This window comes from Streptomyces sp. NPDC048370 (genome assembly GCF_043200825.1).
Lineage (GTDB): Bacteria > Actinomycetota > Actinomycetes > Streptomycetales > Streptomycetaceae > Streptomyces.
Genome location: NZ_JBICYI010000003.1, coordinates 1 through 14,567, shown reverse-complemented (window position 1 = coordinate 14,567; position 14,567 = coordinate 1). Strand labels below are relative to the sequence as shown.

The 14,567-nt window shown below is 73.9% G+C and carries 8 protein-coding genes; 5 read left to right on the top strand and 3 right to left on the bottom strand.

The annotated features are described in order from the left end of the window. The first annotated feature begins 2 nt into the window (after positions 1–2). Positions 3–2,207 (top strand): asparagine synthase-related protein, encoded by a 2,205-nt coding sequence (locus tag ACGFYP_RS07315; RefSeq protein ID WP_393489078.1) that lies wholly within the window; start codon positions 3–5, stop codon positions 2,205–2,207. A gap of 100 nt (positions 2,208–2,307) precedes the next feature. Continuing rightward, on the top strand, positions 2,308–5,646 hold the full coding sequence (locus ACGFYP_RS07310) for an ATP-binding protein (RefSeq protein WP_393487564.1): 3,339 nt from the start codon (positions 2,308–2,310) through the stop codon (positions 5,644–5,646). Positions 5,647–5,667: 21 nt separating this feature from the next. On the opposite strand, the gene ACGFYP_RS07305 is transcribed toward ACGFYP_RS07310, so the two are convergent. Then, positions 5,668–7,674, bottom strand: coding sequence for a sigma-70 family RNA polymerase sigma factor (locus tag ACGFYP_RS07305; RefSeq protein ID WP_393487562.1), 2,007 nt, complete (start codon positions 7,672–7,674; stop codon positions 5,668–5,670). Positions 7,675–7,880: 206 nt separating this feature from the next. Continuing rightward, complete coding sequence (locus ACGFYP_RS07300) at positions 7,881–8,741, bottom strand: TetR/AcrR family transcriptional regulator (protein WP_393487560.1); 861 nt, start codon at positions 8,739–8,741, stop codon at positions 7,881–7,883. Between the two features lie 355 nt (positions 8,742–9,096). Between ACGFYP_RS07300 and ACGFYP_RS07295 the strand changes: the two genes are divergently transcribed. Then, complete coding sequence (locus tag ACGFYP_RS07295) at positions 9,097–10,473, top strand: NAD(P)/FAD-dependent oxidoreductase (protein ID WP_361958152.1); 1,377 nt, start codon at positions 9,097–9,099, stop codon at positions 10,471–10,473. A gap of 107 nt (positions 10,474–10,580) precedes the next feature. Further along, positions 10,581–12,206, top strand: a complete 1,626-nt coding sequence (locus ACGFYP_RS07290) for a SpoIIE family protein phosphatase (RefSeq protein ID WP_393487556.1) — start codon at positions 10,581–10,583, stop codon at positions 12,204–12,206. A 7-nt stretch (positions 12,207–12,213) separates the two neighbouring features. Here ACGFYP_RS07290 and ACGFYP_RS07285 read toward each other — a convergent pair whose 3' ends face one another. Then, positions 12,214–13,503 carry an MFS transporter gene (locus ACGFYP_RS07285; protein WP_393487552.1) on the bottom strand — a complete coding sequence of 430 codons (1,290 nt, stop codon included), beginning with the start codon at positions 13,501–13,503 and terminating at the stop codon, positions 12,214–12,216. Positions 13,504–13,634: 131 nt separating this feature from the next. On the opposite strand from ACGFYP_RS07285, the gene ACGFYP_RS07280 reads away from it, so the two are divergent. Continuing rightward, a complete protein-coding gene (locus ACGFYP_RS07280; protein WP_393487548.1) occupies positions 13,635–14,201 on the top strand; it encodes a MarR family winged helix-turn-helix transcriptional regulator in 567 nt (188 codons plus the stop codon). Positions 14,202–14,567 lie beyond the last annotated feature (366 nt).

Genomic DNA, 14,567 nt, shown 5'->3' with positions numbered 1-14,567 from the left:
CGATGCGATGGCTGGTGGGCTGGAGCAGTGTCGCCGCGAGCTTCGGCCCGAAGGTTACGGCCGGTAGCGCCGGTGCTGCTGGGGCTGCCGGGGCTGCCGGGATGGCCGGGATGGCCGGGACCGCCGGCTTCACCGACACGGCCGGCGTCGTGGGGGACCCGGCGACCGAGGCGCGCACGGTGCAGCCGGTGGGCGCGCAACTGCTGTGGGGCGACCCCGATCCGCTGTGGGCGGTCGGCGACTGGCGCCCCGACGAGGTCCGCGTGATCAGCATCGACGCGCACACCCGCCTTGCCGTCCTGGGGTGTTGCGCCGCGAGCGACGAGGAGCTGAGGGTCGGGCTGCTCACCGCGCGCGGGGGCGCGCTGCGCCATCTCACCGCCTGGGCGGGCAGCTACACGGCGGTCGTACGGGTCGGCCGCCGCGTCACCGTGACCGGCGACCTGGCGGGGGCACGGCCGGTGTTCCACGCCCCGTGGCAGGGAGGCACGGCGTACGCGACGGCCGCCCTGCCCCTCGCGGACCTCATCGAGGCCCAGCTCGACATCGGCCACCTGGCCGCGCTGCTCGCCTGTCCCGAGACCCCGGAGGCGCTGCGCGACTCGACACCGTACGAAGGGGTGAAGCGGATCCCGCCCGGGCACGCGCTGATTCTGCGAGAGGGCTCGCGCGAGATCGCCGGGTACGAAGCGGTGGCCTCGCTCGCCGTCGCGGCGGCCGAGGTCGAGCCGCGGCGGGCGGTGGAAGGCGTACGGGACGCGCTGGTCGAGGCCGTACGGGCCCGGCTCACCGCGCCCCGGCACGCGCCGGAGGCGCCCCTTCCCGACCCGGGCCCCGTGCCCGGCATGGGGCCCGCCGAGCGAAGGGCGGCCCGGGGCGGCGGCCCTGCGCCCGGCATCGGTTCCGACCTGTCCGGCGGCAGCGCGTCCGGCACGCTCGCGCTCCTCGCGGCAGGCCTTCCGGGAGTGCCCGGGACGATCCTCGGCCACGGAACGGGCGCGGGGGAGCGGCTCCTTGCCGTCACCTTCAACGACCTGGCGACCGGCGGAGGTCCGGACCGGGAGGAGGAGCTGGAGCGGGCCCGGGCGATCGCGGCGAACCCGCGGCTGCACCACGTGGTCGTGGCGGCGGGCGAGGAGGCGCTGCCGTACGCGGACCTGGAGGGGCCGCTGACGGACGAGCCCGGCCCTTCGCTGGTCGTCGCCGACCGGCACCGGCGGCGGCTCGCCGGCGGCAGCGCGGACCACTTCACGGGCCTGGGGGCCCGTCAGGTCCTCGACGCGCACCCGGCGCGCCTCGCCGACCTGCTGATGGACCGCCGGCGCAGATCCCTCGTCCGTCCGATGACGGCGCTCGCCAGGGCCGCCGGGACGTCGGCGGGTTCGCTGCTCGTCCCGCTGACGGTCTACCGGGCGGCGCGCCGGCTCGCCCGTACCCCGTACCGGTCGGGTCTGGAGGCGGCGGCGACGCTGCTCCTCGACGCGAACCGTCCTGGCCCGGGGGCCTACGGCCCGGTGGAGGCGTCGCTCTCCGCCCTGACCTGGTCGCGCCCGGGACCGGCGGCGCGCTGGCTGACGGGGGAGGCGCTGGCTGAAGTATCGGTTCGCCTGACCCGGGCGGCGACGCTGCCGACGTCGGTGCAGCGGCCCGGGGAGGCACGCGCGCGTGCGGCCCTCGCCCGCGCGGCGGCCGACCATCGGGTCCTGGAACAGGCGGCCGAGATCCGCGGCCAGCGGCTGCACGCGCCGTTCCTGGACAACCAGGTGGTACGGGCCTGCCGCGACCTCCCCGAATCGCTCCGGGTCCAGCCGGGCGCCCGGGCGTCCGTCCTGCGCACGGTCCTCGCGGGCGCGGGCGTGCACGACCTGCCACCGGGCTGGGGCGCGCCGAACCCCGCGGTCCCGGCCGCCGCCGTCCGCGCGGGCCTGCGCGCCGCGCTCCCCCACCTCCTGTCCCTCTTCGACGCCCCGCTCCTCGCCGACGCGGGCCTGATCGAGGCCCGCGTGGTCCGCAAGGCCCTCCACGCGGCGGCCGACGGCGACCCGATCCCCCTGGACGGCCTCGCCGACCTCGTCTCCACCGAACTCTGGCTCCGCCGCCTCCTGGCCCGCCGAGGCACCTGCTGGACGGGCACGGCGGCCCCCCGACAACGCACGGCGGTGGTGGCCCCACTGATCCCGGCGACACGGAGGTCGCTGCCGGCGTGAGGGCGGGGACGGCTGCGATCGGCCGGTTCGGGTGCCGCCTCGCGCCGCGCCCGGGTAAACCCCGAGGCGCCCCGCGCCTCCCCCGGCGACAATGGCCCGCGTGCGGTATCTGATCCTCGGTTCCACCCTCGCGCTCGACCCCGACGGAACGCCCCTTCCCCTGGGCGGTGCCCGGCTCAGGGCGCTGCTCGCCGCGCTCGCGCTGCGCGGTGGGCGGGTCGGGACCGTCTCCGAGCTCGTCGAGGACGTGTACGGCGACGTGCCCCCGCAGGACGCCCCCGCCGCCCTCCAGGCCCTCGTCGGGCGGTTGCGCCGGGTCGTCGGGCGGGAGGCCGTCGAGTCCACGCCCGGCCCCGGCTACCGCCTCGTCGCGGGGCCCGACGACATCGACCTGTACGTCTTCGAGCGCCACGTCCGCGACGCCCGCGCCCTCCTCGACGCCGACGACCCCGCGAGCGCGGCCGGCCTCCTCCGTACCGCCCTCGCCCTCTTCCGCGGCCCGGCGCTCGCCGATCTGCCCGACCACGCGCGCGTGCGACCCGAGGCGCAGCGGCTCGCCGCCCGACGGCAGCGCGTCGAGGCCGACCTCAGGCGCGGCGCCGTCGAGGGACTCGTACCGGAGCTGTCCGAACTCACCGACGCGTACCCGTACGACGAAGGCTTCCGCGCCCAACTCGTCCGCGCCCTACGGGCCGAGGGCCGGCAGGCCGACGCCCTCGCCGCGTACGAGGACGCCCGCCGCGCGCTCGCCGAGGGGCTCGGCACCGACCCGGGCGCCGAACTCACCGCGCTCCACCGCGAACTCCTCCGGCCGACACCGCCCCCGCAGTCCCGCGAGACCGGGAACATCCGGCCCCGCCTCACCTCCTTCGTCGGCCGCGAACCCGAACTCGCCGCCCTCCGCGCCGACCTCACCCACTCCCGCCTCGTCACGCTCACGGGCCCCGGCGGCTCCGGCAAGACCCGCCTGGCCGAGGAAGCCGCCCTCGCGGCACGCGCGCCGACCGCTGCCGCCCCGACCGCTGCCGCCCCGACCGCTGCCGCGCAGAGGCACTCCGGCCCGACCGCCCCCGACACGCCCCCGACCACCCCCGCACCCCCCGACGGCGCCTGGATCGTCGAGCTCGCGCCGCTCGACGACCCCGCCGCCGTACCCGGCGCCGTGCTCTCCGCGCTCCGGCTCCGCGAGACCAACCTGATCACCCGCGAGGGCCAGACCCCCCAGGACGACCCCACCCACCGGCTCGTCGAGCACCTCGCGCCCCGCTCCCTCCTCCTCGTCCTCGACAACTGCGAGCACGTCATCGACGCGGCCGCCGCCCTCGCCGAGACCCTCCTCACCCGCTGCCCCCGGCTGCGCGTCCTCGCCACCAGCCGCGAGCCCCTCGGCGTCCCGGGAGAAACGGTCCGCCCCGTCGAGCCCCTGCCGCCCGACCCGGCCCACCGCCTCTTCGCCGAACGCGCCCGCGCCGTACGCCCCGACTTCGCCCTGGCCGATCCCGCAACCGACCCCAACCCCAACCCCGACACCAATCCCGACCGAGACGGCGAGGCCGTCGACGAGATCTGCCGCCGCCTCGACGGCCTCCCCCTCGCCATCGAACTGGCCGCCGCCCGGCTGCGCCTGCTCACCCCCCGCCAGATCGCCGACCGGCTCGACGACCGCTTCCGTCTCCTCACCTCCGGCAGCCGGACCGTCCTGCCCCGCCAGCAGACCCTCCGCGCCGTCGTCGACTGGTCGTGGGACCTCCTCGACGCCGACGAACGCACCCTGCTCCGCAGGCTCTCCGTCTTCGCGGGCGGCTGGGACCTGGCCGCCGCCGAGGCCCTCGTGCCGAACGCCGCCGACCCGCTCGGCGCGCTCGTCGACAAGTCCCTCGTCGTCGCCACCCCCACCGACGAGGGCGAGATGCGCTACCGGCTCCTGGAGACCATCCACGAGTACGCCGTCGAACGCGCCGCCGAGCGCCCCGACGTCCTCGCCGCCGCATCTGCCGCCCACACCGCGCACTTCACGGCCCTCGCCGAGCGCGCCGAACCCCTCCTCCGCTCGGGCGAGCAGCTCCCCTGGATCCGGCGGATCGAGACCGACCTCGACAACATCCGCGCGGCCCTCCACCGCACGACCGTCACGGCCCCCGACGAGGCCGCCGCCCACCGCCTCGTCCTGGCCATGGGCTGGTTCTGGTGGCTCCGCAACTACCGCGTCGAGGGCCTGGCCTGGACCGAGCGCGCGCTCCGCCTCGGCGAGGACCCGGACGATCCCGAGGACCCCCGCCACTGGCCCCGCATGCGGCTGCGCATGCTGTCCTTCTTCCTCGTCGTGGAGAACCGCACGGCCGCCGACCTCCGCGCCGACCCCGAGGGAAGCGCGCTGGTGGCACGCGTGCGCCGCGCCTTCAGCGAGCGGCCCGGGCCCGAGTCGGCCCGCTTCCCCGGGCTCCTGTGGCCGTTCACCGCGTACCTCACGGAGGACTACACCGTCATCCGCGAGATGCTCGACACCGCCGTCGAGACCTGCCGCCGGTACGGCGGCGAGTGGGAGATCGGCGTCAGCCTGATGTTCCGTACGCACCTGGTCATCGACATGCCCGGCGAGCTGGACGGCGTGGACGAGGACCTGGCCGAACTGCTCGTCCTCTCCCGCCGGGTCGGCGACCGCTGGATGCGGGCGCAGGTGTCGAGCGCGGCGGGCGAGGCGCACATGATGCGGGGCCGGTACACGGAGGCGGCGGAGGCGTACGAGGAGGCTCTCGCCCTCGCGCGCGAGGTCGGCGCCCACGCCGAGCCCCCGTTCCTGATCGCCCGGCTCGCCGAACTCTCCTACCGCTCCGGTGACGTGGACGCCGCCGAGAAGGGCCTGGCGGAGGCCGAGGCGGAGGCCGCGCTCCACCACGTCGACGACACGGAGGCGTTCGTACGGTTCATGAGGGCCGTGCTCGCCCTCTACCGTGGCGACGTACGGTCCGCCCGCGAGCACATGGACGCCGCGAACCGCCTGGTCCTCACCGGAACTCCGCCGCCGCACTTCACCGCCGCCGTGGCCGGGCTCTCCGCGCGCCTGCACGCGGAGGAGGGCGGGGGCGCCGCGGCCGTCGCCGAGGCGGTCGAGGCGCTGCGCCTCACCAAGGAGGCCGCGTGCGCCGACTTCATCACGGCCCAGCTGGGGGAGTGCGTGGCGACCACGCTCAGCCTGAGCGGCGCGCCCCCGGTCGCGTTCTCCCTCGCTGTCCAGGTCCTCTCCGCCGTCGACACCTGGCGTGGCGCGATCCCCCGCTCGGTTCCCGAACTCCGTGAGGCGGAGACCCTGATGACCCGGGCCCGCACGGAACTCGGCGAGGCCGCCACCGCCCGCGCGTACGCCGCGGGCACAGGGCTGACCATCGACGAGGTGATCGACCGGGTGGACGCGTACGTGTCAGCACACGCGCCCGCCTGAACCCCGCATCTCAGGTGCCGGTCAGCTGCAGCTGATCCGGGACTGTCCCCAGTCCGCCACCGCGACGCGGCCCCACGGCGAGGTCTCCTCGACCACCAGGCGGATCGTCCCGCGTCCCGCGATCCCGACGTGGACCGGGATCGCGGGGTCGCCCGCCTGGACGACCGGCGAGCGCCAGAGCCGCTCGCCGTCCCCGTAGACGGAGAAGCGGACGCCTCCGATGCCGAGCGGCGCGGTCAGGTCGTCGACGCCGACGAGCGCGTCGTAGCTGGTGCACTGCCGGTTGAGGTCGATCAGGAGCGAGGACGGCGCGTGCACGCTCACCCCGTGGCCGTACCGCGTGCCGCCGATCGACAGACCGTCGCGCTGCCACATCCAGCTGCTCTCGCCGAGCCGTACCTCCGGCTTCGTACCGTCGCCGAAGACGCCGTAGTCCAGCTGGTTGACCTGGTAGACGGCCGGTGGGGCGGGCGGCGGCGTGGGGGTGGGCGTCGGCTTCGGCGGGGTGGGCGTGGGGCTCGGCTTCGGCGGCGGCGTGGGCTCGGGGCTCGGCTTCGCCGACGGCGTGGGCGTGGGCGTCGGGGTGGGCGTCGGAGTCGGCTCGGGCTCCTCGACGACCGGCGGGGCCGGCGGCGGCGTGGGCTTGGGGGTCGGCTTCGGCGCCGGCGCCGGTTCGGACGGTACGACGGGGGCGACGGCCGGCGGCGTGGGTTCGGGCTTCGCGACCGGCTGGGGGTCCCCGGCGAACGCCCAGACCAGACCGGCGGTCGCGGCGACTGCCACGGCCGCGGCGATGCCCGCCTTCGCGGGCGCGCCGAGCCCTTCGGCCGCCGCGGCGGAGGAGGCTCCGGTGGTACTCGACGAGCCTGCGCCCGTCGCGGCGGCGGCCGCACCGGCGCCCGCGGCGCCCGCGACCCCGCCTGCCACGACACCCGCGGCCTTGAGCGAGAACCCGGCGGCGAACCAGCCGATGACGGCGACCGGCAGCAGCGCGGGGATCCCGGCGTTCACATGCTCCAGCTCACCCGCGGCGAGCCGGCACTTGGCGCACTCCTCCAGGTGCTTGCGCAGCCCGCGCTCGGCCCGCATCCGCAGGCCGCCGCGCGCGTAGGCGCCGAGCCGGTCGGCGTAGCGGGCGCAGTCGCCGCCCGCTGTCAGGGACTGGCTCACGTGCGCCTGGAGGTAGGCCTGCTTGAGGCCCTCGCGGGCCCTGCTGGCGAGCACGGCGGTGGCGTTGGCGGTCAGCCCGAACAGCGGCGCGACCTCGCTGGGCGACTCCTCCTCGACGGTGGTGTGCCAGAGCACGGCCTGCCACCGCTCGGGCAGCGACCGGAACGCCTGCATGGCCAGGGACTGTTCGGCCTCGTGCATGGCCAGGACGTCGGCGCCGAGGTCCAGGGTGTCCTGGTCGGAGACCTCGGAGGAGCGGGCGGCCTGCGCCGCGAACACGGCGAAGTCCTCGACCAGGTGCTCGCGCTTCTGCGTACGCGTCCAGTTCGCGGCGACCCGTCGGACCGTGGTCAGCAGATAGGCCCGTACCGCCTGCTCGGGGCCCGCCCCGCCCCGCACCGCCTGGAGCGTGCGGGCGAACACCTCCGCCGTCAGGTCGTCGGCGGTGTGCGCGTCCCGGCAGCAGGTCCTGGCGTAGCGGCGGACGGCGTCGGAGTGGCGGCGGAACAGCTCTTCGTACGCGCTGTCGTCACCGCCCCGCATCAGCTGGACGAGGTCGGCGTCGGAGGGCGGCAGTTCGACCGGAGGCGGCAGGACGGTGTCGGGCTCGTCCCCTTCGTCGGCGGCCGACCGCGCGGCCTTGCCCTCGCGCTGCTGCGGCACCACCGGCTCACCGGGCTCCCCCGGCGTCCCACCCACGGAACCGCCCGAACCCGAAGCAGCGCCCGAAGCCTGGCTCTTGGGGCCGCCCGAGGATCCTCCGGGGCCACCCTGGCTCGGCACCTGCCGTGGGGGAGGGCCCCCGGTCTCCGTGCCACCGCCGTTGTCCAGCGGCTCGTCCCGACCGTCACCGCTCATCGCGGAAGCCCCCGTATGCACGCTCAGACCCGAACACCGGCCAAGAGTGCCACAGAGCGCCGACCCGCTGAACCTCCGCGTCCACTTACCACTCGTCCGGGGCGACTTCCTGTATCCGGGCGTAACCGCTCACCCGTTCGTGCGATGCTCGACGGTCCGCCCGGACCAGTGGAACCGAACAACCCGAACCGGCGCCGCTCATCCCGCTATCGCGAGCGGAGGCCCTCGAGAAGGATGTCCAGGAGCCGGGCCGAAGCCGCCGCCTGCTGGGCCGCGTCCGGCAGCGCGGGCGCCGCCGTGGCTATGACGAGCAGGACATCGGCCACAGTCACGTCCGTCCGCAGCTCGCCCGCCTCACGGGCCCGGTCCACCAGGCGTCCGACGACCTCCAAGAGCTCCGCCGCACCGGCGTGGTCCTGCTCGGCCCCCGACACCGCGCGCGACGCGACGACCCGCGCCTCGGACTGGTCCGCGAAGCCCCGCTGGTGCGGCACCCGGGCCTCGTCCTCGGAGGTCTGCGCCGGCAGCAGCAGCTCGTCCGTGTCCACGCCCACCCGCAGTATCTGCGGCGGAAGCAGACGCCCCGCACCCGAGGCCACCGAGGTCCGCAGGAACCGGGAGAGCGCCGACCACGGCTCGTCCTCCTGCCCGAGGGCGGTGCGGGCCTGCTCGGTCAGCCGGGAGGTCTCCTCCTCGGCTATGCGTCGGACCAGCACGTCCTTGCTCGGGAAGCGGCGGTACACCGTGCCGACGCCGACCCGGGCACGCCGGGCCACGTCCTCCATCGGCGCTCCGTAGCCGAGTTCGCCGAACACCTCGCGCGCCGCGCGCAGCACGTGCTCCAGATTGCGCTGGGCGTCCACGCGCAGCGGCGCCGACCGGCCGATCGCCGTCGACCCGATGCCCGCGGCGGACATCCCGCCGGCACCCGGGCCCGAAACCGCACCCGTGCCCGCAGCCATACCTGTGCCCGTACCCGTACCCGTGCTCACACCTGCACTACGTCCGTCGAACGAGCCGTCCGTCGTGCCGACGACGGCCTGCCACCGCGAATCCTGCATGTGCATAAGCGTTCCCCCGCTCATGATGTCTCCCCCCGGAGACTCCCCGCCCTGACACGGGGTCGACCCACTTGTGCGGCGCTCTGGTCTGCGCGCCGCGAGCCGATACCCCGACGAGGTACGAACATAGTTGAGACGAGGTCAATTCAGAAGGGGGAGTTCCGTACGGTGCGCCCCCCGATCGGAGCAAGGGCCTGAACTCTCCCGATTCCGCTCTCACGCGCCACCCCCCACGCCCACTCTGACCTGCGCACTTCCCCCTGTACCCCCGGTGCGCGCCACCCCGCGCCCCCGCGCACCTCCGGTCACACAATTTGTCGAGGCTGTGGACAAACCCCGGACGGCGTTGCGTCATGGGACAGTGACCGAACCTGCGCGCATTCTCGTTGTCGGCGGTGGCTACGTCGGGATGTACACCGCGCTGCGCCTGCAGCGGCAGCTCAAGGCCGAGCTCAGAAGCGGTTCCGTCGAGATCGTGGTGGTCACGCCCGAGCCGTACATGACGTACCAGCCGTTCCTGCCCGAGGCCGCCGCCGGTTCGATCTCCCCGCGCCATGTCGTCGTCCCGCTCCGCCGCGTCCTCGACAAGTGCCGGATCGTCATCGGCGAGGTCCACGCCGTCGACCACGCCAAGCGGACCGCGACGCTCTCCACCCTCGCCACCGAGGAGGAGGGCACGGGGAACGACCAGCTCACCTACGACGAGCTGATCATCGCGCCCGGCTCGATCTCCCGCACCCTCCCGGTCCCCGGCCTCGCCGACTTCGGCATCGGCTTCAAGACCGTCGAGGAGGCCATCGGCCTGCGCAACCACGTCATCGAGCAGATGGACATCGCCTCCTCGACGCGCGACCCCGGCCTGCGCGACGCCGCCCTCACCTTCGTCTTCGTCGGCGGCGGCTACGCGGGCGTGGAGGCGCTCGCCGAGCTTGAGGACATGGCCCGCTACACGGCGCGGTACTACCACAACATCAAGCCGGAGGACCTGAAGTGGGTCCTCGTCGAGGCCGCGGGCCGGATCCTGCCCGAGGTCGGCGAGAAGATGGGCAAGTACGCGATCCGCGAGCTGCGCGGCCGCAACATCGACGTACGTCTGGAGACCCGGCTCGAGTCCTGCGAGGACCGGGTCGCCGTCCTCAGCGACGGCAGCCGCTTTCCGACCCGTACGGTCGTCTGGACCGCCGGCGTGAAGCCCGCGCCGGTCCTCGCCGCCACCGACCTGCCGCTCGACGGACGCGGCCGGCTCAAGTGCACCGCCCGTCTGACCGTCGAGGGCGTCGAACACGCCTGGGCGGCAGGAGACGCCGCGGCCGTCCCCGACATCACGGCGGACGAGCCGGGCAAGGAGTGCGCGCCGAACGCGCAGCACGCCGTACGCCAGACCAAGGTGCTCGCCGAGAACGTCGCCGCCTCCCTGCGCGGACAGCCGCTCAAGGAGTACGCCCACAAGTACGCGGGCTCGGTCGCCTCCCTCGGCCTCCACAAGGGCGTGGCCCACGTCTACGGACGCAAACTCAAGGGCTACCCCGCCTGGTTCATGCACCGCGCCTACCACCTCAGCCGCGTCCCGACCTTCAACAGAAAGGCCCGCGTGCTGGCCGAATGGACCCTCTCCGGCCTGTTCAAGCGGGAGATCGTCTCGCTCGGCTCGCTCGAACACCCGCGCGCCGAGTTCGAACTCGCCGCCGCACCCCCGCCCCCCAAGAACGGCCCCAAGAACGGGCCCGAGCCGGGCTGACACCGATGTCAGTGCGGTCGGTCACACTGGACGTGTGACCATAGGTGGGCTCACACCTGCACAGAGTGACTCAGCACGGCCAACAAACCATCGAGGCATACAGATCCGTGAACTTCACCCGTTGGAGCGCCCGACTCCCCGGCACGCAGCGCCGCACGGCGGCGCGGGGGACCGAAGGCTCCGTGCCCGCGGCCCGCGGTGAGTACGAGCAGCAGCCTGAGCCCCTCCCCGACGACGTCCCCATCCTTGAGGACTTCTCCGTACGGGAGATGATCGGCCGCCTCCCCGGCCTGGTCGCGCTCGCGCACGGCCCCGAGCACCGCATCGCGTACGTCAACGACGCCTACGCCGCCGCCTTCGGCCCCCGCCCCGCCGGGGCCACGGTCGCCGAGGCCTGCCCCGAGGCCGAGGACCTCGGCCTGCTGCCGCTCATGGACCAGGTCCTGCGCAGCGGAAAGCCCCGGACGGTCAAGTCCCGCAAGACCCAGGACGGCGGCTCGTACACGGTCACCTGCCTTCCGGTGGACTCCCCGCGCTTCGAGGGCGGCGGCGTCCTCGTCCACGCCGCCGACGTGACCGACCACGCCGAGGCCGCCGAGCGGCTGCGCGCCAGCGAGCGCCGGCACCGCGAGACCGCCGTCACCCTCCAGCGCTCCCTGCTCCCGCAGGAGCTGGAGCAGCCCGACGACCTGCGGATCGCCGCCACCTACCAGCCCGGCGGCACCGACGCGGCCGTCGGCGGCGACTGGTACGACGTCATCACCCTGGGCGCCGGACGCACGGCGCTCGTCATCGGTGACGTGATGGGCCGAGGCGTGCGCGCCGCCGCCGTCATGGGCCAGCTCCGCACGGCCGTCCGGGCCTACGCCCGGCTCGACCTGCCTCCGCACGAGGTGCTCCAGCTGCTCGACGGCCTCGCCGCCGAGATCGACGCGAGCCAGATCGCCACCTGCGTCTACGCGGTCCACGACCCCAACGAGGGCAAGCTCGTCTACGCCTCCGCCGGCCACCTCCCGATCCTCGTCAGGGACGAGGACGGATCGGTTCGCCGCGCCGAGGACCCCACCGGACCCCCGCTGGGCACCGGCGGCTGGCTGCACACCTCCGGCGCGATCGCCCTGCCCCCGGGCTCCACCGCCGTCCTGTACACCGACGGTCTGGTCGAGCGGCGCCGCGAGGACATCGACGAGGGCGTCGCCGCCCTGGAGCGCGCGCTGTCCGGCGCCCTCGGCACCCCGCAGGTCGTCTGCGACCGGCTGCTGCGCTCGCTCGGCGTCACCGCCGAGCACGACGACGACGTCGCCGTCCTCGTGGTCCAGCACCCCTCCCGCAAGGGAGCGGACGCGGAGCTCTTCCACAACGCGGCCCTGGAGCTGCTCGGCGGGGTCGAGGCGGCTCCACGCGCGCGTGCCTTCGCCTCGGGAGTCCTCGCCAGCTGGCGCTTCCCGGTCGAGCTGCGCGACCTCGGCGTCCTCGCCACCAGCGAACTGGTGGCGAACTCCCTGAAGCACGGCACCCCGCCCATGCGCCTTCGACTGCGCCGCACCGACCGGCGACTGATCATCGAGGTCACGGACGGCGACGACCATCTGCCGCGCCGCCGCAGGGCGGAGACGGAGGACGAGGCGGGTCGCGGGATCTCGATCATCGCGACGATCGCCTCGTCCTGGGGCAGCCGCCGCACGCCGGGAGGCGGCAAGGCGGTCTGGTGCGAGTTCGCCCTGCCCGACTAGGCGGAGCCTAGGCGGGGACGCTCGCCTTCTCCGGCTGGTGCCGAGCGACGACCCGCGAGGTCCTGGTGGCGAGGGACGGCTGGTCCTGCACCGGCGTGAGCTGCCTGCCGAGCCGCAGGGCCAGGTAGGTGATGCCGAGGGAGAAGAGCACGAAGGTCACGATGTACGGCCCGTGCAGCGCGGCGCCCATGGGCCCGCCCACGGCCGGGCCGACGGCCAGCGCGAGCTGCTTGACCAGCGCGAACGCCGAGTTGTACTGACCGACCATCGACTCGGGCGCGAGGTCCGCCACCAGCGGCGCCACGGTCGGCGAGAGCATCGCCTCGCCGAGCCCGAAGAGCGCGTACGTGGAGATGAACGCGGCGGTCGCCATCGCCTGGCTGCCGTTCCCGAGCCCCGCGTACCCGGCGATCACCCACGCCACGGCCCAGATCAGACCGACGGCCGCGATCACGCGGCTGCGGCGCCGGCGCTCGACGAACCTCAGCACCACGAACTGGGCGATGACGATGACGGCCGTGTTGGCGGCCAGCGCCATACCGAGCGTCGACGGCTCGATCCCGGCGGCCTCGGTGCCGTACGCCGCGAGACCCGACTCGAACTGTCCGTAGCAGGCGAAGAAGAGGACGAAGCCCAGGACGCACAGCTGCACCATGGCCTTGTGCCCGAGCAGCGCCCGGATGCCGCCCTTCCGCGCGTCGGCAGGACGGGTGTCCTGCAGGGCGGGCGAGCCGGGCATCTTGACGGTCATCACGATGCCGCCGAGCACGAGGAACATCGCCGCTTCGATCGAGAAGAGAAGAAGGAAGCTGCCCGGCCGGCTCGGGTCGACCAGCTGGCCGCCGATCAGACCGCCGACACCGAGCCCGAGGTTCTGCAGGAAGAACTGCATCGCGAAGGACCGGGTCCGGGTGGTCGGGTCGGAGCACCAGACGATCATCGTGGCGAGCGCCGGCTGCATCACGGCCGTACCGGCACCGAGCAGCGCGGCCGAGGCGACCGCGGCGGGCACGCTGCTCGAAAGCCCCATGCCCAGGGCGCCGAGCGACGCGAGGACGGCGGCGACGAGAAGGACGGGGAGGGGGCCCCGCCGGTCGATGGCGCGTCCGCTGAAGGGCAGGACGACGAGTGCGGCCATGGCGAAGACGGCGAGCACGACGCCCGCCGTGGTCGCGCCCAGATCCCGCACCTGCGCGACGTACACATAGAGGTACGGGACGGTGAAGCCCAGTCCGAACGCGCTCAGCGCGCTGCCCGCCTGGATCCGCCGCATCGCTGCACCCATCGCCTTGGTCACCGTTCACCCACCTCGATCAGGGGTTCAGAGGTGTAGGTCTGAACCCTCAAGACTTCAACACTAAAATTAGATCCTTAACAATACACATGGAAGGACTTCAACGCCAACGGGGAGCGTGGGATACTCCCCGCATGTCCGACACACCCGAGCAGTCCGGCCCGCAGCCCCTGCAGGAGCCGACCCTCGACGAGCAGATCGCGGCCTACCAGCGCGAGTACCGCGACCTGGACCCCCAGGTCGAGAAGGTCGTCTCCGCGCTCGGCAGGCTGAACCGCCGTATGAACGTGGCGTACGGCCGCCAGGTGGCCGATCTCGGCATCAGCAACGCGGAGTGGGAGGTCCTCAAGACCCTCGTGCTCGCCGGCGCCCCCTACCGCCTCGGACCGGGCGAGCTGGCCAAGCGCCTCGGCCTGACCCCGGCCGCCATGACCCACCGCATCGACCGCATGGCGGGCGAGGGGCTCGTGACCCGCGACCGCGACGAGAGCAACCGCGTCCGGGTGATCGTGGAGCTGACGGACGAGGGCCGCTCGAAGTGGCTCGAGGCGATGCGCATGGCGACGGGCTTCGAGGAGGAGCTCCTCCAGGACCTCACGGTCGAGGAGCGCGCCGGCCTCGGCGACATGCTGATCCGCCTCCTCCGCAGGGTCGAGCACACCCAGCCGGACGCGGGCGGCCGGCTCACCGACCTGGACTGAGGCGGCGCCCCCCAGGGAGCACCAGGGGTCCACCGGGTGGGGGTTGACACGCCCCCGCCGTATCCGTAGTGTTCTCCGAGTTGTCACGGGGCCGGAACGGTTCTGCGACAGCCACTCCCGCCGCTCGAAGCGGCACCTCTACTCAGCACGATCTCCCAGCCGGGACGAATTTCGGCATGCCGAAATTCATTTCGAATGGCTCGATTATGAGCCGCCGGGGAAATCCGCTAGAGTTTGAGCGTCGGAACGGCCCAACAGCCGCGAAGACAAACCCCGCTGACTGGGAATCAGGCCCGAAAGGATCTGATAGAGTCGGAAACGCAGGAAGGCCGAAACGGGAAACCGAAGAAGCCGGAAAGCACCGAG